Raw genomic sequence first — 24,202 nt, forward strand, 5'->3', positions numbered from 1 at the left:
AAACTTACAACGATATCCGGAAAGATATCACATTGGTGCTTAGTCGAATACCCAATAAGGCATTCAAGCTGCTTATTACTGAACAGCGACTTGCCTTATATCGCTTAAGTGATTGGGTGAAATTCTTTGAGGTTACCAAGAAACCTTTCGAATATTTCAAAGTAGACGATGTGAAGTACTATTTGCCAGGGGAGCGGTTTTCAAACACAAGTGCTATCGAGTACGCTATGTCATTACTCCACTATGCGCATTTTACTAATCATTCCCGTTTTGATTCTGCTTTTAGTCTAGTGGCGACCCTTTGCCGTCCAGAGCGCAAAGACCTTTTAGAATTCAGAAACTCTACAAAATGGAATGGGGATGTAAGAGAGGAGTATAATACTATCCTTGCCGACGAGCGTGCGGCCGTTTTCAAGGAAAAGCTAAGTTTTGGGGTTGTTGCTGGCGTACAAGAATATTACAGCAATATGCTCAAAGGCTTCATTGACCGTTATACCTCCCTGTTTGAAGAGGCTGAAGGAATGCAACCTTTATTCCCTTCAGGCGAAGGATGTATTGCTATGCTAGAGGACGTTTCAGAATCGGGAATTTATGGCAATTTCAATGCTGTTTGTGCAACGCCTATCGAAACCATCTATATGTATCTCAAACATAAGAAAGTAAAGGCGGAAAAGGAGGAAGAAGATATGCTCAAGGCGCAGGAAGAATGGCGTCGAAAATTTGAAAACTAAACTATCACTATGAATACATTTAAAGACTGTCTAAATGATGAAAAAGCACAGCTCGATGAGAAAATTGACAAACTCGAAATATTTATTTCTGGTAAAGATTTTCGAAAAGTTGACCCTATTCAAAAATCACTTTTGAAATCGCAGTTGCTTATTATGAAAACTTATAGTGAAATTTTGACAGAGCGACTTTCATATTTATAAAAGAACAAGAACGGGTGTTGTATCTTACGACACCCGTTCTTGTTTGAAATAAGTCCAAATAATCCTATTTCTCAATATGTAATTTCATCAAAAAACAGCTACGAAGATGAATTACATATTTTCAGACTTAGAAAGTACTTCTAATTACCTTGAGCAATTTGCCCAAAATCATGTCGATGCTCCCTATTTCGTTTTCGGCACTGAAGAAGATGTCATGCAAGCATCTACTCAAGAGGCTTTTCATTATCCTTGCTTATGGCTTGACCTACCTCACATCTTAACCGAGAATAACGAAATGTCAAACCTGATGGAGAAATACCGTTTCTCTGTAACCTGTATGTATTCTGGTCAATTGGATGATAAGCTTACCCGTATTCAGGCATACCAAAAGGCAGTTCGCCTACTCCAAAACCTTCAAAATAAGCTCAAAGAAGATAACCAAAAAGCCATAATTGTTTGCGAGCTGACAGGTATGCAAAAGGTACCGCTTAACCCTTTCCTTTTCAACTCAAGCCATTATGGCTATATCCTCAATTTTGAGGCTTCTTTTCACGCAAATGATGTTTTGAATTAATATGGATGCACTATCAAACTCGACCTTTGAGCCTATGTGCCTTAGTCGAAATCCGATTGAAATTACCGTCGATGCTTTCGACCCTGATGTAGTTAATAGAGCTGGCATTCGATATTACCTCGATGTGTTTTTGCCATCCTATTATCGTGCTAGTACCTTCGAGAAAAAAGCTACACAGGAGGCAAGTGAACAGCCTCCCTACATGATTGGTACCTCCAAAGTTTTTCCAGGTGCAACCTTCAGTATCGAAGAGTTGATTGATTCATATTTAGGCATCAAACCTCCAACCTTTGGACAGTCAAAAATATCTGTTTGCCCAGAGGCAACTGTTAATTTTTACACAGCTTACAAAGCAAAGAAAGGTACCACAGAGCAAAGTGGTACTGGACAAATTTTGTGGGCTATCAAAGGAGGTATTCAGGAAGAATATTTTGCCGAGTGGAAAGATACTTTTTTTACAAACTATATCGGCGCCCGCAGGTCTTTTCTCACTTTTCAGGATACTACCAAAAAGGTACGAAAAGATGCGCCCGAATATTTGTATTGGCTATCTAACATTTCACCGACACCCGCTAAGATCACCACAAGGGTCGAGGTGACTTATGAGGATAATACTAGCGAAGTTATTAGCCGTGCCGAGCTGTCGGGCATTATCCCTTATACGGTGTACTGTGTGCCTGTTGGTCCAACAGTGCTTGGATTAGGAGCATTACCAAAGGTTGTAAAGTCCTACAAAGTTTGGCTATCTAACGAATTTCAACAAAGACTTACAGAGGCGAGGCAATATGATATCGACTATTCCTACGAAAGAAATATTCGATACATAATCTATCAAAATAGCATTGGCGGTTTTGATACCATTTGCCTCACCGGTCAAGCCACTGAAAATGTTAAGGTATCCAGACAAGTTTTTGAAAGAGAACAGCCTTTCAACTACTCCCCTACATTTTCCGAGCGTACTACTAACCGAGTTAATGGCTTTAGAGAGCTGATAGTAAACACGGGATGGATATCCAAAAAAGAGCTTTGGAAATACCATGACCTAATGCTCACAAAACAAGTTATCCTTGTGACTGATAGGGAATATATACCCCTTGTAATCGTCAATGACTCCTTACTAAAGGAACAGGATGACGATAATTTGACAGGTCGAGAGATAACTTTTGAGTACTCGAACCGTGAAACAAATGTAACCCCATTGCCTATTGCAGCAGCCAAGGTGGAGCGCCCAACGAGCTGGCGCCCTTACCAATATGGAGGATGTTTATTAGATGCGAACGGACGACGTGCGGGGCTTCAGCAAGTTAACATTATCGAAAAGTATTACCTCGATACGGGAGCTGGAGTAAAGCCTCTACAAATTAAGCCTAATACGCCCGATTCTGAAGGCTACATTCCACCAGTACCGACCAATGCTTGTGCTTTATCGACAACGCCATATCTGTCTGTGGCAATCAATAGAGTAGGTTCCTACACCCGTAATAATTGCCCAAATGGACAAACAGGCTCAAAAGCAGTTGTTGTAGTACCGGCTCAGGCCTATGGCTCGGAGCTGTCTCAAGCTGATGCAAATGCAAAGGCCGAAGCGGCTTGGAGTAGGCTCAATACGCAGGAATATGCTAACAATCCTGCCAATGGTGCTACCTGTTCAATTGCTCCAGAGCTGTATGCTATAGCTGGAGGAGTGCCCGCAGGTAAGTTCAATTACCGATGGTTTGATAAATCCGGAGGAGACTCAGGCGGACAGCTCTACGGAGGACCTGGCGCCTATGGTACAAGTGCCGACGTTGTGTATGGCGTTGGTTGGGCTATTCAGTCTAATACCAACCCTGCATCTGTTAAGTATCCGCAGGGTTCGAATGATTGTATTTTGCCATGTGATAGCGGTGGTTTTGATTATCGCATGACTATGGGTGGTAACCTACTCCAAAAGACTATTAAGCTCTATTATAATGGTGTGCTCAAAGTCAATCGAGTAGTTACGCCAGCCGAGTTTCAAGCAAATAATTATTATGTCACTGTCACGTTTCCGACCCCTATACCATCATCGGCAACGGTGTATTTGTCTGTAGAATAATATGAATTACGATGCAGAACTAAAAAAAATGATGGCTGAAATCATGCAAGAAGCTGAAAAGAATTTTCAGGATGCCATCGAGCGGAAAAGGTTAGTGTTGACGGATGAGCTGAAAAACTCATTTCAACGCTTTGTCGTCAAAAAAGCTACAGGAATTGCGGGGGAAATTGTTTTTGATGGGTATGGGCGCTATAAGGATATGAAGGTATTGAGCTATAATATGCACATGCCCCCAACCGATGCAATGGAATTTTTCATCGAAAAAACGGGTATTACAAAGTTTGCCTACGTGCCAGGATATAAGAACAAACGAGTCGAAAGTATTGCCGACGTCAATCGCTTAGCATGGGCATTTTCAAAAAGCAAACGAATGGCGGTGAGTGCTAAGCGTGGATATCGTGGAACTTGGTACAATGAAAACAAAATGAAGATGATTAACACGGCCAAAAAACGCCTCAAATGGTTGACATCTGAATTCGTAAGTTGGCAGATAGCACAGGAACTTTCTGGTACCACCTAAAATGCGAACAGAATAGATAAAAAGTCATGATGCAAATTGCATTGTGACTTTTTTTTTGTGATAGATGGAATTTGTAGAGAAAGCAAAAGTCGTCCTCGAACTTGAGGATGAAGAACCAAGAGTTAGTCTTGAAAGCTTAAAATCTGAAGCTAGAGAGATTAATAAAGAGCTCCGCAATATGAAGGAGTCGGGGCAAGTTGGCTCAGAAGCTTGGAAAGAGCTGAAGGAGCGACAACGTGAAGTTAATGCCGAGCTCAAGGAGTTCACAAGCAACATCGACCTGAATGATGCAAGTATGAATGAGCTGACAGCTCGTTCACGACAGCTTCAGTCTGAACTCAATAAGCTTAAAATTGGCTCAGATGAATGGATTGCAAAGCTAGAAGAGCTTAATACTGTCAACGGCATTATTGCTGAGGCAAAAGATGCTGCCAAAAATTTCGGAAAAGTGATTGAGGACAATGCCCAAGCAATTGACCTTAATACTGCTTCAATGGACCAGCTACAGGCGCACTCCAAGCTACTCCACGCCCAGCTCAATCAGCTCAAAATTGGCTCAGATGAATGGCTTGACAAATTGGATGAAATCCAAAAAGTCGATGGCATGATAGACAATGCTAAGGCGGCTATGAAGGGTTTTGGCAATGAAATCGACCTTAATAGTGCGTCCTTCAGTGAGCTCCAAGCCCATGCCAAGAAGTTAGAATCGGAGCTCCATCAACTCACTGTAGGCTCTGATGAATGGATAGAAAAACTCAAAGAGCTTAATACTGTCAATGGTCGCATCGAGTCTGTAGAAAAGCAGATGAAAGATTTGGGCTATGAGGTGGACAAGCAAGAGTCACTGTGGGACAAAATGAAAACCTCGGCAGTAGGTGTTTTCACAGGCTCAGGATTGTTAGACCTTGCTCAAGGACTTGCGTCTCAAGTGATGGAGCTCGGTAAGGAAATTTTTGAGACTACAGCAAAGTTCGAAAAGTACGAGGCTGTTTTGAAAAACTCGCTTGGTTCGCAGGAAGCTGCTTCTGCGGCCATCGGCGACATCAAAAAGTTTGCGGCCGAAACTCCTTTTTCAGTCGATGAACTTACCGAAAGCTATGTAAAATATATCAACCGAGGTATTCAACCTTCTATGGAAGAAATGCGCAAACTCGGTGATATAGCTGCTTCACAAGGAAAAAGCTTTGACCAACTTACAGAAGCTGTTCTTGATGCGGCCACTGGTGAGTTCGAACGCCTGAAGGAATTCGGTATTCAAGCGTCAAAGTCGGGCGACCAAGTGGAGCTAAGTTTCAAAGGAGTTCAAAAAACAGTTGCTAACACTCCCGAATCTATACAAGCAGCTTTGCTTTCGTTCGGTGAATTAGAAGGTGTTGTTGGTGGTATGGCAGCAATTAGTCAAACACTTGAAGGGCGTGTATCCAACTTAGGGGATAATTTTGACACCCTCAAACTGACTATCGGTGAAGGGTTAAAGCCTGTTTTTGGCTTACTAATCGATGCAATGAACTGGGGTATTTCAGTCGTTCAGGACCTATTTACTGGTACAAACCCTCTTTCGAAACTTTTTGACAGCTTAGGCGACATTTTTGGAAGAGTTTGGGACTCTGCGGTAAGCCTATTTGAATCTTGGATGGATGGTGCTAAGTCATCAGGCTTCCTACAAACGGTTATCGATAATATCACTTTCTCCCTCAAGGCGGTTGCCACAGCATTTTTGGCGGGACTTACGGCCATTAATGTTTTTATGGATGGACTGAATGCTGTAATCAATAAAGGAAAGGAGGTTGCCAACTTTTTTGGTTCAAACTTTAAAATAGATCCAAAGGCGAATTTTGATACCCTTGCCAAAAATGCTCAAGCAAATTTCGACTCTATCAAAAAGATGTGGTCGGATACTAATACGGCAAACGTAGCAACGACCACGGCCACAAATGCTAAGATTCAGCAGGAGCACGCCAAGACTCAAGATACCATGACCGATAAGGAAAAAAAGGAACTTGAGAAAAAGCAAAAGGAGAAAGAAAAGCAACTTGCCCAACAGAAAAAGGCTGATGACAAACTTAGAGCTGATACCGAAAAGGCTGAAAAAGACTTGGATAAGAAGCTCGAAACGATGCGAATTAAGGCAATTGCCGATGAGAAAAAACGCAAAGTAGAAGAAATCAATTTCAAGTACAAGCAAGAAGCCGATGCCATCAAAAATTCGATTGCTTCGGAAACCAAGAAAAACGATGCCCTTGAAAAACTTGAAAAAGAGCGAATCAATGAAATTGACAAAGCAGAAGCTGAATTTCGCAAGAAAAAGGATGATGAGGATAAAAAACTTCGCGACAAAACAGCGGCTGAAGAGAAAAAGCTAAGAGACGAGCGTCTGAAGGAATCCAAAGCCCTCTTTGATGCAGAATTTTCGGCTGAAGTTGCTAAGGCACAAAATACATTAGACCTGACAAAGAAAAATTCGGCTGAAATGTGGGATGCTAAACGCAACTTACTCGAAACCGAATGGAGATACAAGCAACAGCAGTTAGCCAACGAAGCGGCAGCCGAAAAAGCCCGGATTCAAGAAAGTATCTCGGATACCGACCAGAGGCGCATTGCTCTCGAGAACATCGACTCCAAACTAAAGGCTAAACTTTCGACCGAAGAGCAAAAGTTTCAGCAGGATAAAACCAAGCTGAATGAGGAGCAAAACAAACAGCGCGAGGAAAATAACAAAAAGTTTTTTGAGGGATTAGATGCGGCCATGAAGGGCGATTTTACCTCGTTCATGAAGTTTTTGGCTGATAAAGTCAAAAATGATAAGGACGCCAACCTCAAAAAGCTTCAGGATTTTAGCGAAAAAACGCAACAAATTTCGGATGCTGCATCACAGGGAATTGAAACGCTCAAAAAGCTCAACCAGCAGTTTCTTGAAAGTCAATTGCAAAAGATTACAGCCGAAAAAAATGCTCAACTCGAAAGCTGGCAAAAACAGTACGATAGTGGAAAAATAACGAAAGAACAATTTGAAGCGGAAAAAGATAAGATTAATACCCAAGCAGCAGCCAAAGAGCGTCAGGCTCGAAAAGATGCCTTTGAGCGTGAAAAAAAGATGAATATTGCCCAAGCTGTAATCAACACAGCTCAGGCAGCCTTGAAGTCATTCGCCATGTTTGGCTGGCCTATTGGTGCTATCATGGCGGCACTTGCTGCGGTTGCAGGTGGTATCCAAGTCGCAAATATATCAAGACAAAAATTTGAAGGTCGTGTTGGGGGTGTTGTAAACTCTGAAGGAAAAGTATTTGCACGCTCAGGCGCTTCGATTCCTCGCAATGCTTTTGTAAGTCAAGGCGACTCCCATGGTAGCAAATATGGAGAAGCAGGTATTGCAATGATTAACCGTCGCACGGGTCAGGAAGTTGGCGAAATTGAAGGCGGTGAGCCTGTAATGGTATTAAGCCGGAATACTTATAAGAACAATGGTCCAATTGTCGATAAGTTATTACGTAGCTCTATGTACCAAAACGGCGCACCTATCACGATGGCAAACGGAGGTATTTTGACAGCTTCAGGCAATCGAATGTATGCCGATGGAGGAACAATTGATACAGGTAGTACCGACGGCTCTGGTGGTGGTAGCTCAAGCTCCTCTATCACTCCAGCTAATACGGATGCCATGATGGAGGAGTCGAAGAAATCGGCTAAGGATATGGCAGAGATTAAGCAAAATACCGCAGATATGCGAGATTTGCTCAAGAACTCGAATAATCAGAATTTCAAGTTGACCAATTTGAATAATAACCAAATTGTTCAAATTGCCAGGGCATTCATGGACGTTTTCAATGACCACACCAAAGTATTCAAATCCATCAATTCAATTGCCCAGGTGTCGAAAGAATTGTTGGAGGATAATGTTACGAAGCTCAACGATATCGACAAGTCTCAGCGCGATGCCTTTGCCCTAGTGGTCTCAACACTCCGAAAACAGCTTGATTTTGCTCAAAAACATTCCATCGATAATAAGACTTTTTGGAATGCAGCTATCGACGAAATTATGCAGCAACATCAGGACCTTTTTGACGAAGGTTGGAAGCTCAAGAGACAGCTCCACGACGCAAAAACTAAGTCAGAAAACGAGTGGAGAGCTGAACAAAAGAATCTCAAAGCGACTGCAATAATGCTACAACGTTATATTCTGTCGGAGCTTCAGGCACACGGCCAAAAACTCGACCAAATTCGAGATAAGCCAACAGGAACAGGCGATATTTTACACACATTAGGACGAATTGAAGCCAATACGGCCAAATCAAACTTGAAGTAATATGGATTTTTATTTGCTCATCGACGGTAAACAAGTGCCTTGGCAAAGCACCAATAAGGTAGTTTTCGAACGTTACAACCCACTCTTTGACTTTTCGACTGTGCAAGGGTCAAAAGTCAATGATTTTGTAATACCATTTTCTCCAGTATCAGACCAACTGTTCAACTGGTACTATTTGCCACAAAGTCAGCTTAGCTCAGTGCAGTATTTATGCGAAAAGTATGCTTACGGTGTCCTCTTTGAATGTGGTTTTATTTACCTAGTTGACGTATCTGAAGAGGGTTATATAGTTGCTTTCACTCAAAACCTAAGCGAGTTTTTCGGAGACTATCAGCGGACAACTTTCAATAAGTTACCGCTTGGAGCCGAGGCTATACCAGCCAATTTTGGGGCTAATGTAGACCACTTAACGGCAAAGTATGCCTTGCCTGTTATAATCAATAGCGGTTTCTACGGTAACGAGTCGGCGCCATGGTACACTGGTCGGATGAACGACTACAATGCAGGAGCATACATAGCAGACAGTACCAAAGTACCTATGCTATTTGTCCGGTATTTGTTCGAGCGAATGCAAGCGCTTTGCAACTTCACAGTAGAAGGGGAATTTTTCACAAGCGAACTATACAAGCGAATGCTTGTGTATAATACCTTTTCGCTCGACGACCGCACGACCATCGAATATGCCAATCATTTGCCTGAAGAGCAAACGATAGTCGATTTCTTGCTAGACTTACGCAAGCTTTTCAACGTGGTATTTTTCTTCGATGTTCAGGCAAGAAAACTAGTAGGGAAATTTGGAAAAACACTAATGAACAGCGAAACCCGGTTGAACTTTACGGGTAAGGTCGCCCCATCCAAGCGCCGTACTCCCGAAAAGCTCAACCGTCTGGAGCTGGACTGGGAGCGTGAAAGTAATGACGATTTGATGAAAGTACCTCCTTCAGATTTTGAAAAATATACTACAGCTCCACAGGAGCAGGGAGTAGTTGGGCAACTGTTTAGCCTCAAAACGAGGATTAGTACTCTAACCAAGGACACGGCCACTGGCTTGGCAATTGCCAAACAGGCGGGAGTTTCGACAAGACTTAATCAAGGTTCGAATACCTTCAAAACTAGAATCTTGTTTTGGAATGGTATGGTCAACGGATTGCCAACAGCCACTAACGAAATGCCAGGTATTCGATTAGCCTGGCATGGAGCAAACAATTTGGTTGATAACTTTTGGAGTGAATACGAGAGCTGGAGACTAACAGCCTCTATGCGCCCCCTGAGTATCAACCTAAGTGCATTGGACCTAGCTGATACCGACTTTCACAGAACTTCAGGGGCAAATATGGCTTTTCACCACAAAGGACGAGATTACTATATAGCCTCTATAAAAACGCAATTGCCACTTTCAGAAGCAAGCGAGGTAGAGGCTTGGATTAGATAATTAATTATATTAGTGCTAAAAAAATAGTTATGATTGTAAAAACCATTTCGCTTACTACACTCAGAGGTTTCTTAAGCGCTTTCTTAGAAATAAGTCCAACTATTAATTTATTTGTTGGTAAAAACAACTCAGGAAAATCTACAATTCTAAAATCTGTGTATTCTCTTCAAAATCAGATTTTAAATGACGAAGATGTTTCAATCGGATATGATAGTGCTCGAATTTTTATCCAATTAGAGCATTATTCTCGAACGATTGAAGTAGACGAAGTTATTTTAATGGGAAATGCAATTAACCGAGGTATTCCATTGTACTCCTCTACTGCCAAGAAAGGCGCCTTATTTAAAAATCAAGATTTCTACATTGAGAAAGATGAAATCTATATCCTACCTTTTTGGTCAGGTCGTAAAGTTGAAAAATACAATCAACAGATTGGCTATGAATCTGTTAATTCATTTACTGGAAAGCTAGACAATATCATTCCCAAAATTGATTCAATAAATAATGATTCACATCCTAATTTTGAACTTTTCAAGGAATCTTGTGAAAAGATTTTGGGGTTCAGAGTCACTACAATTCCAGTACCTAGAGGAAAAACATTAGGTTTTCAGGTCTATTATGGTGCCTATATAGCGATTGAAGCTATGGGAGATGGTGTGCCAAATTTACTTGGTCTCATTTATGAAATATGTATGGCAGAACGGAAAATAGTTCTAATAGAAGAGCCTGAGAATGATATCCATCCTGGTGCTCTGAAGGAGCTAATGAATTTGATAATAAAAAAATCTGAAACAAATCAATTTTTTATTTCGTCTCATTCAAGTGTTGTACTAAAACAGTTAGGTGCATCAGAAAGTGCTAAGGTGTTTGCTATACGGTCTGAAATCCAAACTAATGAATTTGATTTAAGAGAAGTAGTGGCAACAATACAAGAAGTAAGTACTTCTGATGAAAGAATAGAATTGCTTAAGGAGTTAGGATACGACGTATTTGATTCCTTTTTCTACAAATATTGGATACTGCTTGAGGAATCCTCTGCAGAAACTATAATAAGGTATCTTATAGACTGGTTTGTCCCAGGTCTTCGACATAAGGTGAAGACCTTTTCTTGCAGAGGGTTTACAAATGTCAAATCGAAATACAATTCATTAAAAGATTTATTCGTATTTCTACATATGCACGAATTGTATGAAAATGCAATTTGGGTAATTCTTGATGCAGGAGAAAAAGAAACTCAAGTGATTGAAGAATTTCACAAATGTTTTATAGATAAAGTATATTCTAATCGATTTAGTCAATTTTCTAAACATGATTTTGAAGAGTACTACCCTCCGGTATTTGATGCTGATTTTCAGGAAATCAGGAATTGTAAAGATGATAAATCAAGGTTAAAAAAAGAACTACTCCTCAAAGTAATCGATTGGATAAATAGTAATTCGGAACTAGCTCGCTCAGAATTTGAAAAAAGTGCTTCCGAAGTCATAAATAAATTAAAAGAAATTGAAAGTGAATTACTCAAACAATAATTTTGATAAACCATCTGCTTCAATCGTCTCCTCACTCCCAAAATAATTCTCGGTTACAGATACAGAGCTGTGACCGAGAGCTTTTTGAATAGCATATATATCATTACCAGTCCTTTTTCGTGCAGTATAGGCAAATGAATGCCTTGCTACGTGGGAGGAGATATTCTTCTCAATACCTAATTCGCCTGCTATCTTTTTAAGATTTTTATTGATAGTTGCAGTGATTGACTCCAGCTTTTGAGCATCCTCCTTGGATGATGGGTCAATTTTTTCGCCCTTTTTCAGAAATGGGAAAATATACTCTGAGCCTCGTTTGTTTGCATTTCTATAAAATTCTAAAATTTCTAAACCTTTAGGAGGTATTAGTACGTCCATAGGCTTGTCTCCTTTTGCAGCTTGATATCTACAACGATTCCCGTCAATGTTGGACCACTTTAGTTTAATCATACTCGAAACTCTCATTCCTAATAAATAGTAAGAGAGTAGAAAGAAATTTCTTGCATGGAATAGGTTGGTTCCTTCAGCAGGTTGAAAAGCTTCAATTTTCTCAATCTCCTCAATGTTTAGTTTACTTCTGTTGCTCTTTCCTTTAGAAAGTTTATATCCAAAAAATGGCGATATACCTTTAGGTACATATCGCTGAGATACCAATGCCTGATTAAATATAGCTCGAAGTGTCCTTACATTATGATGTATGGTACTATCTGAGTTTCCAAGCACTCTTCGAAGATGAATTACATAGTTATCCAGAAAATCGTGGTTGATTTCGGTAAAGTAGAGTTCCTTCCCTTTTAGATAAGTTTCCAGTTTAGCAAGGACTTTTTCCAATGTTCTTCGGGTTGACCCATTTTCATAAGTATTTAAACGCTCTTTAAAATACGATACAAAGTCCCCACCAGCAACATCACGCTTAGCTTTTTTCTGGAGTTCGGCTATAGAAATCGGTTGCTCCAAAGGAACCGATTGAAGGTACTCTTTTTGAACCTCCATTAATTTAGTTTGTATTGCCGCATTTATAATGGTCGAAAGCGGGTGAGTCGCCCGAACTTGTTGTTTTTCGGCATTCCAGAGCTTTTTTTCGATAGCAAAGCCAACATTAAACCGCTTATGCTTGCGATTTTGGCTCATTCTGATGCGTATTTCGTGTTTCCCGTTTTTCTTTTCTTTGGGGTCTAATTCAATGTTAAAAGATATTGCAGACATAATTTTGGTGTAACATAAGTGGTGTAACAATACTAGCACCTTTTTGGTGTAACTTTTTTTTCTTTCTGGTGTCGTCTGGTGCAACGTGGTGCAAAAGTACGAAAACAAAAAAGCCTCACAATGTTATTGTGAGGCTTAATGCTTACACCTGAACGTATCAGGTTTTCTTTCTAGTGGTCTCGTAGGGATTCGAACCCCAAACCTTCTGATCCGTAGTCAGATGCTCTATCCAATTGAGCTACGAAACCTTTTTTCTTACAGTGTTTTTCTGTTTTGATGATGCAAAATTAGACGAATGATTTTAAAATCCCAAACTTTTCAAGAAAAAAAATCTACAATAAGGCCTTAAAAACTTCATTTTTTCGGTTAATTGAGCCGTAATACTATTCGTATATTGGTCGTAAATATTTCTTTTTCAGAAGATTATTTTGCTGTTACAGGAGGTGTTATGAAATGCTTAATTTTTCAAAAAAAATATACTTTTTTTTACATGAAGACCTAAAAACTCCTTTATTTATGTCTGGTTGCTGCCTAGATATATTTATTTTTGCTTTTTTTGTGCCAACAAACTCGATTTTACTTGGCCTAATTAGCTAATCTATAAATCCACTCAATGTGTCTTCACTGATAAACATTTTTTACCTAATCACTCTTTCCGTCTATTACCCCAATTTTGATTATTCATGGGTAGCCTTTCGAGTTTTACAAAGGACAGAATTTTGCTTGTGTATTCTTGAAAGGTCTTGGATGTTCACGAAAAGAGGCATTCGAAAAAATACGCTCGAATGCCTCTTTTGATACGCTAACTCGAATTAGACATCCTTTTTTGATAAAAATCAGGTTTTACTTGTCAAATTCAAATCCCTCAGCGCAATTTGAGGATGCCTTATATTATATCTTGATTCTGGTCTATGAGATACTAGCAAAATCTAAAGATACCACTTACCATCTGATGAAGATTCAATAATTTCTACTTTTATAACTGCATTTTTATTTAGGGCGCCATAAAGATGTGGGAAAACACCATGGTCTCCAGCAGATTCATATCTAAGTTCAGCTTCTAAAAGTTCTTCCTCGATGTGAAGTAGTATAAGTTTGGGTATCCCCACAAAAAATCGATTTAAGGTAGCCTCCACTTGTTCTGGCTTAGAAAAATGGATAAAACCCTCTTGCTGTAAGGTTTCGGACTCATAGAAATTCGAATCGGTGAATTTGTCCCACCATTCAGGCGATACGATATGATGAAGTAGCATATTTTTTTGAATTTTATGCAAAAATAAGCCCATCGACGAAGATTCCAAGATAGGATGGAGTCCTAGCAAAATATTTTTAGAACATTTTTATTCGATTCACTGCTAATTATCAATCTTAAAAACACCACATTAGCTGAAAAACTGCTGCTGCTTGTCGATTAAAAAAAATAATGATTTCCTAAAATAATGCATAAGCCAGAATAGACCACAGTTACTATGCACCAAAGAAGAGCAGATTCAAGTTTATGAAGAGTTTTGCTAATTGAAAAACTTCTCTTGATTACTATACTATTTTCCATAAGGCTGATTTTGAGGGTTTTATGTGATAAGACAAGACTGCGATTTATCCAAAAACTAGTTTGAAATACTGGTTTTTAAGGGTTTTACTAAATGCTACAATCAAAAATCCACTGCATCCAATACCTAAAAGTATTTCGGTGCTTGGATAGTTGAACTGTAGCAAGGCGCTTACCAGAATCAAGCGAATGACTTCCAAATAAATAATCCACCGTTTTTGTTCGAGTAGCGCCCCACAATTGATTAAAGAAATTAAGATGAAAAAAGACCACAAAACTTGAGAGGTTGTATCCAAATATTCTAGGAAATAAATAATCAAAAATAAGCCAATCAATAGTCCGATTAATTGAATTGTGACATACCTGTAGACTCGTTTGCTGTTTTGATTTTCTTTGTACTGAATAATGAATCGTTTTTCAAGTTCTTGTCTCACATTGGGATTGATGGTTTCGGGCTTACCCAATAATATTTTTAGTTTCTCGGATAATGATTTTGTCTGTCTACAAGCGTAAATTAACTCCAATAAATAGTGAAAATGTTGCCATAGAAAACTGTAACTTTTTAATGGCTTGGTAAGACCGTACGTAGGGGCTTCTTGTTCTTCTGCAAAAGTTCCAAACAATTTATCCCAAAAGATAAACATATCACTGTAGTTTTTATCGAGGTATTGCTCGTTGCTGGCGTGGTGCACACGGTGATGTGAGGGTGTTACAAAAATGTATTCTAAAAAACCTAATTTCCCGACCGTACGGGTGTGAGTAAAAAAGGGATATATACCATGTATCAAAAGAACAATGCTAATCATATCGGCATTGAAACCAATGATTGGCAAGATAGACCAAAAAAAGGTACGTGCAATGGCTTGAAATATGGTTATTCGAGCCGAAACCGTAAAGTTGAATTCTTCACTTTGGTGATGTACAATATGAACACTCCACAGAATGTTGACTTCGTGACCTAACCTATGATACCAATACCATAGGAGGTCTGTTAATAATAGCAGCGCTATCCAAGAGAATATACCTGATTTTATGTCGAAAATACCTAAATGTTTTTCTAAAAAGTCATAATAAAAATAGAATATTCCGATACTAAAACAATCGAGTAACCTTTCGGCAATACCAATTGTTAGATTGGCAACGGTATCTTTGAAACGATAAAACTTTTCTCCCTGTGACTTTGAAATTAGATATTCAAGCCCCATAAAAACTAAAAATAGTGGAATAGCAAACGCCAGATATTTAGTATGCATAGGATTTTAACAGTTTAATTTACAGTGTTGGGAATACGATATTTAAGTACTTGTAAAAATTTGGGTTGAGGTATAGGAAGTACAAGACAATGATTTTTAACATATTTTCATTACTGTAGATATGCTTTTTCTGAGCTCACGGCTCAAAACTTCATAAACACTTTTATGCTTTTTGTTTTACTAAAAGACTCTTCCATTGGGCTGCCCATGAAGGCAATGCCCAATGACGAATACAATTCTCCAAAAACAATCTCAATGATTTCACTATTATTTGTCAGTGGCATTCAAGCAGTACAAAATCATCCATTCTTTGCTTGAAATGCCACTTGCTATTCTTTACACATGTTGAATGTCTTGGATTACCAACCAATTTTTTCAATAAATATTAGGTAAAAGAGCAAAATTATATTTAAGTTTTTTATCATCTGGACAAGGCAGCAGGCACAAGGCAAAGAGTGTTAAAATGTTTTTTAGTAACGATAGATATAGTCTTGCCGGAAGCCAAAGTCTCAAAAGTTAAAATTTATTTTGAGTACTAACTTAAGACCTAACAATCAGGTAACCCCCAATAATATACGCTAAAGCCAATTAATACAATTATGATAATCGCTACTACTGATAACAAGAATCTTATCCCTAATTCAGATTTGTTTAGAAAATCATTCGTTATGTATTCTGTTGATTTATTCATTTTAATCTATAGGTTTAATATACTAATAGGTCAAAAAAAATGAATTTTAATTTGTCAATAACTAGTCGTTCTCAATCAACCTTTTGAATAATAACGCCCCAAATGACCCTTGAATTCATAGCATAAAAAACTTTAGGCTGCCAACTCTTGGCGAATCACCACAGGAATATTTTTAGTCGCACCAAAAACGGCGGCTAGCATTTCGGTTGGTTGAAAAGGTTTGTCAAAATTGGCATCAACTGTCGAATATACTACCTTTTCTTGGGTGTTGATCACAATTGTAGCAGGTACAGGAACTTCCTCCGAAATTCCAGATACATAATCCCAAACAGGATAAGTTTCATGATAGAGTCCTAAGCTTTTAGCCACTTTTTGTTCAGGGTCTGCGAGTAGATTGAACCCAATGTTAAAATGTCTTTGAAAATCTCTCACATCTTCTACTTTGGCATTTACAATCACCAAAAGGTTTCCACCAATCGCTAAAATTTCTTGGTAGACGAGTTGTAGTTTTTGTAAATGTTGGATACCGTACTCATTCCAGCCAGATGATAAAAAGCTAATTACCAAAGGCTTGCGACCTAGTAATTTCTTGAGTTGTACAGGGTTTTGGTGTATAAAGGTATAGGGTAAATTTTGAGCGACTAAGTTTTTGTAGTCGAACTCTATTGTCTCAATTCTTTTTCCTACAGCAATATTACTTGTTGGCTTAGAGGCGTTTTTACCTATATTTATAGGAAGCGTCACATCCCAATTCAGTTCATATCTATTTTGATTTGTTAGCATATCTAATTTCGGTATTTATATCTTGACCAGTTATTATTTCTTGATTGATTGTACAAAGTTAAGTATAATAAACTATTTATCCTATAAACTTTATAGATTAATAATGAATTAATTTAGTAAAAGATGAATAATGTACTTAAATGATGATATTTTAATTTTAATGAGATTTTTGTAAAGGCGGTGAAGGTGTAAAATTGGTGTCCTTGTGCAGAAAGCCTCATCTGAGGTGCCTAAGATAGTTTTAATTAATATGCTTTGCAGTAGGTTTTTGGCAAAAGCTATTTATCATAAAAAAAATACTCTTATTTATTTGGCTTTCGGCATTCAGCAAAAAACAGATTTATCATAACTAGAAAATAATTTAACACGCTTTGCCTGTTGCATCATTGCCTATTATCTTATCCTTAAAACACAAAATACCCACTTACTTCTTGTTTATTAGGCTTTTTAAATGGAATATTTTACAAATTTTGCGCAGCTTAAAGAGTATAATTTAAAAATTGTACCTTCTTCTAGCAGATAACAAAAGAAAGATACACTGTGAAAAGAACATTTTTACAAATTAATCCAACTGATAATGTGTTGGTAGCTCTTTGTGATTTGAAGAAGGGTGACGAAGTGATTTTTAACAATAAAAAAATCATTCTAAAAGACGATATCGCTGCTAAACATAAGTTCACAATCGATGATTTAAACCAAGGGGATGAGGTTACTATGTATGGTGTTTTGGTAGGGAAAGCACAAATGCCTATTCCTGCTGGCGGGTTGATTCATACGTTTAACTTAAAACATGCTTCTGAGCCTTTTCAAGGTAAACTAAAAGATTACACCTGGCAAGCCCCAGATGTTTCTGCATGGAAAAATCGTACTTTCATGGGCTATCATCGTGCTGATGGTCAGGTAGGTACGCAAAATTATTGGTTGGTGATTCCTTTAGTTTTTTGCGAAAATCGTAATGTCAATATCATGAAGCAAGCCTTTTTGAAGGCTTTGGGATATGCACAACCAGATTTGTATCTCGATCAAGTTAGTACCTTGTTGGATGCCTATCAGTCAGGGGCTGACATTGATTCTTTGAAAACTTTTACCTTCCAACAAAAGAAATCAGATTATCGTCAAAATCGTGTATTCAAGAACGTTGACGGGATTAAGTTTCTAACGCACGAAAGTGGTTGTGGCGAAAATCGTGAAGATTCCGAAAATCTCTGTAATCTTCTCGCAGGCTATTGCGTCAATCCTAATGTGGCTGGTATTACCGTTTTGAGTTTGGGTTGTCAGCATTCGCAAGTGAGTATTTTGAAAGATGCCATCCATAAAATTTCTCCAAATTTCGAAAAACCATTATATATCCTCGAACAACAACAAGATTTAGGTTCGGGCGAGTCACAAATGTTGGCGGAGGCTATTCGTCAAACATTCGTTGGAATGATTCAAATTAATGAAATCGAAAGAAAGCCTGCCCCTCTGAGCAAACTAAGAGTTGGCGTAAAATGCGGTGGTTCTGATGGTTTTTCAGGTATTTCTGCCAATCCTGCAATTGGGCACACCGCCGATTTGTTGGTTGCACTTGGTGCCAATGTGATGATTGCTGAGTTTCCTGAACTTTGTGGAGTTGAACAAGAATTGCAAAACCGTGCTGTAACAGCTGAGGTGGCTGATAATTTTGGGTATTTGATGAAAGAATATGCCAGAAGAGCAGAGGCTGTTGGAGCAGGTTTTGATATGAACCCGTCGCCGGGTAATATCAAAGATGGTCTGATTACAGATGCTATCAAATCGGCTGGGGCTGCCAAGAAAGCGGGCTCTGCACCAATTGTAGATGCTTTGGGATATGGACAATATGCCACTAAAGCTGGTTTGAATTTGGTTTGTACTCCTGGTAATGATGTCTTGGCTACTTCAGGCATGGCCGGGGCTGGTGCCACGATTCAATTGTTCACTACAGGTTTGGGTACGCCAACAGGTAACCCAATTTGTCCTATGGTAAAGCTTTCGACGAATACAAAATTGGCTCAAAAATTACCAGAAATCATAGATATTGACTGCGGACCAATTATCGAAGGAGAAAAATCAGTAGAAGAAATGGGCGAGATGGTTTTAGAATATATTATCGGTTTGGCTTCTGGTGAGTACCAAACCAAAGCAATGGAGCTAGGACAAGATGATTTTATGTTCTGGAGAAGAGGAGTAAGCCTTTAAGTCTTAATCATGAATTATTTCGGATTTCAGATTTTGGATTTCGGAAATATCTCAGAATAAGTATGAGTGCTGAATTTAATTCTCACGTGTGCTTTCGGCTTTCAACTGTTGGCTTTTGGCAAAAAAAACATGAATTCAAGCAGGCTTATTGGCCTAACGCCTACAGCTTATTGCCTAATGCAATTTCAAGAAATAAAACAATCCATTGGCGATTTTAAACAGCCAAATAAATATACATCTTATGTTTAGTTTATCAGGAAAAGTAGCAGTAGTCACAGGTGGAGGTAGCGGTATTGGTAAGGCTATCTCAGTATTATTTGGAAAGCAAGGTGCCACAGTTCATATCTTAGAACTGAATGCTTCTGCTGGAGAATCGTCAGTGTCTGAAATAATTGAGGCTGGCGGACAAGCGCAAGTTCATGCGTGTGACGTAAGTAATCAAGCCCAAGTTAGCGAAGTGATTAATAGCATCGGGAAAGTAGATATATTGGTCAACAACGCTGGTATTGCTCACGTGGGTTCATTGGAAAATTGTGATGCTGACGCCTTTGAAAGAGTTTACAGTGTAAATGTAAAGGGTGTTTACAATACACTTTATGCGGTTGTTCCAGTGATGAAAGCTAATGGAGGCGGTGTAATTTTAAACATGGCTTCTATCGCATCATCTATTGGTTTGCCAGACCGTTTTGCTTATTCTATGTCAAAAGGAGCGGTATTAACCATGACGCTTTCGGTAGCGAAAGACTATATCAAAAATAATATTCGTTGTAATTGTATTTCGCCAGCGCGTGTGCATACGCCATTTGTAGATGGATTTATTGCAAAAAATTACCCTGGTCGTGAGGAGGAAATGTTTGAGAAACTTTCTGCTACTCAGCCGATTGGTCGTATGGCAAAACCTGAGGAAGTAGCTGCACTTGCCTTGTATTTATGCTCTGATGAAGCTTCATTTATCACAGGTACAGACTACCCGATTGATGGTGGATTTATCCGTTTGAATAACTAAGAGTTTGTTTTCCTGTCAAGAAAGGATAAGACTAATGAAATGGCGTGAGTATTTTACCCAACACTAAAAATCAATTATTAATTATCTCAAAACAGATGCGTAAAACAATTTTTGCCCTTCTTACGGTATTAGCTTTAGCCTCTTTTGTTGCTGACAAACCTAAAAAAGTTATTTTCTTTGGCGACTCTATTACACAAGCTGGTGTTAAACCTAACGGTTACATCACTCGCATTGGTGAGTTATTATCTGGTAAAAACCTTGGTTCAAAATATGAATTAATTGGTGCAGGTATAGGAGGAAACAAAGTATATGATTTATATCTTAGACTCGAATCCGACGTTTTAGAAAAAAAGCCAGATGCGGTTTTTATTTATGTTGGGGTAAACGATGTTTGGCACAAAACCACTTCTGGTACAGGAACTGACCCAGATAAATTTGTGAGATTTTATCAAGCACTTATCGATAAGATTAAAGCAAGTGGCGCTAAAGTGGTATTGTGTACGCCAGCGGTGATTGGAGAGAAAAATGATTTTAGTAATCCACAAGATGGCGACATGAATCATTATTCAAACCTTATTCGCAAACTGGCTGAAAAAAATAGCCTTCCATTGGTTGACTTGAGAAAAGCCTTTTTGGCCTATGATTTGGCAAACAATCCATCTAATAAAGATTCGGGTATTTTAACAACCGATCGTGTTCATTTGAACGACCTTGGCAACAGTACTGTGGCTGAATTAATGTTGGCAGAATTGTTAAAATTGTAATCAAAACTTTTAATTAAATATTTCAACGATAGTTTAGTTGAAAAAATAGAATCATGAAACTAATAAGATTTGGAGAATTAGGTAAAGAAAAACCAGGCTTGCTAATCGACGGAAAACGATATGATGCCTCTGGTTTTGGTGAAGATTATAACGAACAGTTTTTTGAAAATGATGGTCTAACTCGCTTGGCAGCTTGGTTAGAGTCTAATCAAGGTACCTTGGCAGAAGTTGCTGAAGATGTACGTTTGGGTTCATGTGTGGCTCGTCCTTCAAAAATTGTTTGTATTGGCTTAAACTTTGAAGATCATGCTCGCGAAACTGGCGCTGCGATTCCTCAAGAACCAATCATTTTCTTCAAATCAACGACAGCTCTTTCTGGTCCGAACGATGATATTATTATTCCTCGCAATTCAGTAAAGACTGACTGGGAGGTTGAATTGGCCTTTGTCATTGGCAAAAAAGCACAATATGTTGACGAGTCAGAAGCATTGGATTATGTAGCAGGGTATTGCTTACACAACGATGTCTCAGAAAGAGAGTTTCAAATCGAACGAGGCGGTAACTGGTCTAAAGGTAAAGGATGTGATACTTTCGCACCAATGGGACCGTTTTTGGCTACTCAAGACGAAATTGAGGACATCAATAACTTGAAAATGTGGTTGACCGTTAATGGAAAGACTTTCCAAAACAGTAACACCAACCAATTGATTTTCAAAATCCCAACTTTAGTTTCTTATTTAAGTCAATTTATGACCTTATTGCCAGGTGATATTATTTCAACAGGAACACCTCCAGGTGTTGGTTTGGGCTTCAACCCACCAATTTACTTAAAAGAAGGCGACGTCGTTGAATTGGGTATCGAAAACTTGGGTACGTCTAAACAAGTTGCCAAAAACTGGTCTAGAAATTAATCTGCATAGAGTAAAATTGAAGGTTTTGACCGAGTAAGCGCTGGTATTTCGCTAAAAGGTTTGTCCAAATTCACTTACGCTTGTATATTGAGTTTTGAAATGTTTCTTTAGAAAATGCTTTAGGCTATTAGCCGTAGGCAGTAGGCAATAGATATTTTCAGCCTAATGCCAATTGCAAACAAAATTAATAGTATATCTGTAATAAAGAATGATAATACACCTCTGATTATGAGGTTGTTCCAGTGACAGATAAACTATTAACAAATAACTTCAGCTTACTTCTCGAAACATTTCAAAACAAAAATGGGTCTCTTAAAGTAAATGAGATACCATTTTGTGAAAATGAACAATAACCATCCTTCAATTCACTAACGACATTATGAAAATTGATTCGCATCAACATTTTTGGCAATACGACCCCGCTAAACACGAATGGATAAATGATGAAATGAAGAAGATTCGCAAAGATTTTCTTCCAGAAGATTTAGCACCCATCCTTCGACAAAACGGTATAGACGCCTGTGTGGCTGTGCAAGCAGACCAGTCTGAGGCCGAAACCGATTTTTTGATTGAGCTGGCTTCTAAAAATGACTTTATCAAGGGTGTAGTCGGTTGGGTTGACCTAATGGCCGACGATGTATATGACCGCTTAGAATATTATTCAGAATTTAAAATCGTAAAAGGTTTTCGTCATATAGTACAAGGTGAAACTGACCCCGAATTTATGCTTCGTCCTAAATTCAAAGCAGGTATCACTGAGTTAGGTGCGTATGATTTTACCTACGATATTCTGATTTATCATTACCAACTCGACCAAGCTATCCGTTTTGTGAAGCTATTTCCTGAACAAAAATTTGTACTGGACCATATTGCCAAACCCGATATTAAGAGTGGTGAATATGGTACTTGGCAAACCGAAATCAAAAAGTTGGCTTTACACCAAAATGTGTATTGTAAATTATCAGGAATGATTACCGAAGGAGAATGGGAGGGTTGGAAACCTGCTGATTTTAAAGTGTATTTAGAAACCGTACTCAAAGCTTTTGGACCCGAACGCCTTATGTTTGGCTCAGATTGGCCAGTGTGCTTAGTTGCAGGACAATACGAAGAAGTATTGGGTATTGTAACTGAATTTATTGGTAGTTTGACTCCACTAGAGCAGAAGAAAATTATGGGTGGTACGGCTCAAAAATTCTATAATCTCTAAATTTTCAAATGAACTTAGGACTTAAAGAAAAAGTCATCATTGTAACTGGTGGTGCAAAAGGTATAGGCGAAGGTATCTCAACGTCTCTGGCTGCTGAGGGAGCTTTTGTAGCGATTGTTGGTCGCAACGAACAAGACAACCTCCGTACCGTAGAGGCGATTCAGGCTGCTGGTGGTCAGGCATGGTCATTTGTGGCAGAATTGAGTGAACCAGCCGAGTGTGAGAAGGCGATTAAGGAGATTGCTACTACTTTTGGTCGCATCGACGGACTTGTCAATAATGCTGGGGTCAATGATGGTGTTGGCTTAGAAAGTGGCAATTATGAGCGCTTCATGAAGTCTTTACATTCCAATTTGATTCACTATTACTTGATGGCACATCACGCGTTGCCATATTTGAAGGAATCAAAAGGTTCTATCGTGAATGTTACGTCCAAAACTGCCGAAACTGGTCAGGGAGGAACTTCAGCTTATGCTGCTTCAAATGGTGGCCGAAATGCTTTGACTCGTGAATGGGCGGTTGAGTTACTGCCATTTGGTATCCGTGTGAATGCCTTGGTGGTGGCCGAGTGTTACACACCATTGTACGACAGATGGATCAAATCATTGCCAAATCCAGAAGAAACTTTATCAAAAATTACTGATAAAATTCCATTAGGAAAAAGAATGACGACTTCGCAAGAAATTGCGGACATGGTGGCATTTTTATTATCAAAACGCTCAAGTCATACTACTGGACAACTCATCCACGTGGATGGAGGATATGTTCATTTGGATAGAGCTTTGATATAGCTTAATGCTGAATTATGAGTTTCGAGTTGTGAATACAGTTTTTTAATTATCAATACTTTATGGTCGTAATTATCATAACTTAATTCTTAACTTGTTTACAATTATAGAATCAAGAAAAGGCGTTCGAAATCTATTTTTCGAGCGCCTTTCTTTTAGCGGGCGACTTAAGTCGCCCGCTAAAAGAAAGGCGGCTGTTTGCGCTCTCAGATAGAGATGTAATAAGTCATCATTTTAAGAGGAAACTATGATGTGATTGGAAACTTTTCAAGAAACATCATGTTTAAATAATGTGCTCAGGATTTAAAATAATCCCTTAAGAAATTGGAATGATTATACAAAAATATATCTGTCGTCTAATTACTGGACAAAAAGAGAAAAGGTATTTAGGCTTTTTTAATGAATGTTTAAAAACAGTTTAAAACTGTTAAAAAAATGAGTCCAAGACTAAGTCTTGAACTAGTAACTTCAATTTTGTCCAGTA

Annotated in this window: 18 protein-coding genes and 1 tRNA gene; 14 read left to right on the forward strand and 5 right to left on the reverse strand. The window is 38.7% G+C overall.

All coding sequences use genetic code 11. From position 1 onward, the window contains the following. The 8 genes from ACOVQ4_RS06845 to ACOVQ4_RS06880 all read left to right on the forward strand — a co-directional run. A partial coding sequence (locus ACOVQ4_RS06845) for a hypothetical protein (protein ID WP_421819908.1) occupies positions 1–731 on the forward strand: 731 nt, incomplete at its 5' end. Positions 732–740: 9 nt separating this feature from the next. Then, positions 741–932, forward strand: coding sequence for a crAss001_48 related protein (locus ACOVQ4_RS06850; protein WP_421819909.1), 192 nt, complete (start codon positions 741–743; stop codon positions 930–932). Between the two features lie 106 nt (positions 933–1,038). Further along, the gene (locus ACOVQ4_RS06855) at positions 1,039–1,506 is read left to right on the forward strand and encodes a hypothetical protein (protein WP_421819910.1); all 468 of its coding nucleotides are present in this window, start codon (positions 1,039–1,041) and stop codon (positions 1,504–1,506) included. Position 1,507: 1 nt separating this feature from the next. Beyond that, positions 1,508–3,583, forward strand: a complete 2,076-nt coding sequence (locus ACOVQ4_RS06860) for a DUF5977 domain-containing protein (RefSeq protein ID WP_421819911.1) — start codon at positions 1,508–1,510, stop codon at positions 3,581–3,583. A 1-nt stretch (position 3,584) separates the two neighbouring features. After that, positions 3,585–4,103 (forward strand): hypothetical protein, encoded by a 519-nt coding sequence (locus ACOVQ4_RS06865; RefSeq protein ID WP_421819912.1) that lies wholly within the window; start codon positions 3,585–3,587, stop codon positions 4,101–4,103. A 64-nt stretch (positions 4,104–4,167) separates the two neighbouring features. Beyond that, positions 4,168–8,406, forward strand: coding sequence for a hypothetical protein (locus ACOVQ4_RS06870; RefSeq protein ID WP_421819913.1), 4,239 nt, complete (start codon positions 4,168–4,170; stop codon positions 8,404–8,406). 1 nt (position 8,407) lies between these two features. Further along, the gene (locus ACOVQ4_RS06875) at positions 8,408–9,838 is read left to right on the forward strand and encodes a hypothetical protein (RefSeq protein ID WP_421819914.1); all 1,431 of its coding nucleotides are present in this window, start codon (positions 8,408–8,410) and stop codon (positions 9,836–9,838) included. Positions 9,839–9,867: 29 nt separating this feature from the next. Next, positions 9,868–11,364 carry an ATP-dependent nuclease gene (locus ACOVQ4_RS06880; protein WP_421819915.1) on the forward strand — a complete coding sequence of 499 codons (1,497 nt, stop codon included), beginning with the start codon at positions 9,868–9,870 and terminating at the stop codon, positions 11,362–11,364. On the opposite strand, the gene ACOVQ4_RS06885 is transcribed toward ACOVQ4_RS06880, so the two are convergent. The 5 genes from ACOVQ4_RS06885 to ACOVQ4_RS06905 all read right to left on the reverse strand — a co-directional run bounded on the left by ACOVQ4_RS06885 (position 11,350) and on the right by ACOVQ4_RS06905 (position 16,843). After that, positions 11,350–12,567: a tyrosine-type recombinase/integrase gene (locus tag ACOVQ4_RS06885; protein WP_421819916.1), complete on the reverse strand. Its 1,218-nt coding sequence runs from the start codon at positions 12,565–12,567 to the stop codon at positions 11,350–11,352. The two genes, ACOVQ4_RS06880 and ACOVQ4_RS06885, sit on opposite strands and share 15 nt — an antisense overlap. A gap of 174 nt (positions 12,568–12,741) precedes the next feature. Continuing rightward, positions 12,742–12,815, reverse strand: a tRNA-Arg gene (locus ACOVQ4_RS06890). Between the two features lie 681 nt (positions 12,816–13,496). Continuing rightward, positions 13,497–13,820 (reverse strand): DUF952 domain-containing protein, encoded by a 324-nt coding sequence (locus tag ACOVQ4_RS06895; RefSeq protein ID WP_421819917.1) that lies wholly within the window; start codon positions 13,818–13,820, stop codon positions 13,497–13,499. Between the two features lie 343 nt (positions 13,821–14,163). Next, complete coding sequence (locus ACOVQ4_RS06900) at positions 14,164–15,369, reverse strand: sterol desaturase family protein (protein ID WP_421819918.1); 1,206 nt, start codon at positions 15,367–15,369, stop codon at positions 14,164–14,166. 823 nt (positions 15,370–16,192) lie between these two features. Continuing rightward, complete coding sequence (locus ACOVQ4_RS06905) at positions 16,193–16,843, reverse strand: redoxin domain-containing protein (RefSeq protein ID WP_421819919.1); 651 nt, start codon at positions 16,841–16,843, stop codon at positions 16,193–16,195. A 540-nt stretch (positions 16,844–17,383) separates the two neighbouring features. Between ACOVQ4_RS06905 and ACOVQ4_RS06910 the strand changes: the two genes are divergently transcribed. The 6 genes from ACOVQ4_RS06910 to ACOVQ4_RS06935 all read left to right on the forward strand — a co-directional run bounded on the left by ACOVQ4_RS06910 (position 17,384) and on the right by ACOVQ4_RS06935 (position 23,721). After that, a complete protein-coding gene (locus ACOVQ4_RS06910; protein ID WP_421819920.1) occupies positions 17,384–19,042 on the forward strand; it encodes a UxaA family hydrolase in 1,659 nt (552 codons plus the stop codon). 241 nt (positions 19,043–19,283) lie between these two features. Continuing rightward, positions 19,284–20,048, forward strand: a complete 765-nt coding sequence (locus tag ACOVQ4_RS06915) for an SDR family NAD(P)-dependent oxidoreductase (protein ID WP_421819921.1) — start codon at positions 19,284–19,286, stop codon at positions 20,046–20,048. Between the two features lie 95 nt (positions 20,049–20,143). Then, positions 20,144–20,812 carry an SGNH/GDSL hydrolase family protein gene (locus ACOVQ4_RS06920; RefSeq protein WP_421819922.1) on the forward strand — a complete coding sequence of 223 codons (669 nt, stop codon included), beginning with the start codon at positions 20,144–20,146 and terminating at the stop codon, positions 20,810–20,812. A gap of 53 nt (positions 20,813–20,865) precedes the next feature. Then, positions 20,866–21,723 (forward strand): fumarylacetoacetate hydrolase family protein, encoded by an 858-nt coding sequence (locus ACOVQ4_RS06925; RefSeq protein WP_421819923.1) that lies wholly within the window; start codon positions 20,866–20,868, stop codon positions 21,721–21,723. Between the two features lie 379 nt (positions 21,724–22,102). After that, on the forward strand, positions 22,103–22,930 hold the full coding sequence (locus tag ACOVQ4_RS06930; protein ID WP_421819924.1) for an amidohydrolase family protein: 828 nt from the start codon (positions 22,103–22,105) through the stop codon (positions 22,928–22,930). 8 nt (positions 22,931–22,938) lie between these two features. After that, the gene (locus ACOVQ4_RS06935; RefSeq protein ID WP_421819925.1) at positions 22,939–23,721 is read left to right on the forward strand and encodes an SDR family oxidoreductase; all 783 of its coding nucleotides are present in this window, start codon (positions 22,939–22,941) and stop codon (positions 23,719–23,721) included. The last annotated feature ends 481 nt before the right edge of the window (positions 23,722–24,202 follow it).

It is taken from the genome of Flectobacillus sp. (assembly GCF_049240685.1).
Lineage (GTDB): Bacteria > Bacteroidota > Bacteroidia > Cytophagales > Spirosomataceae > Flectobacillus.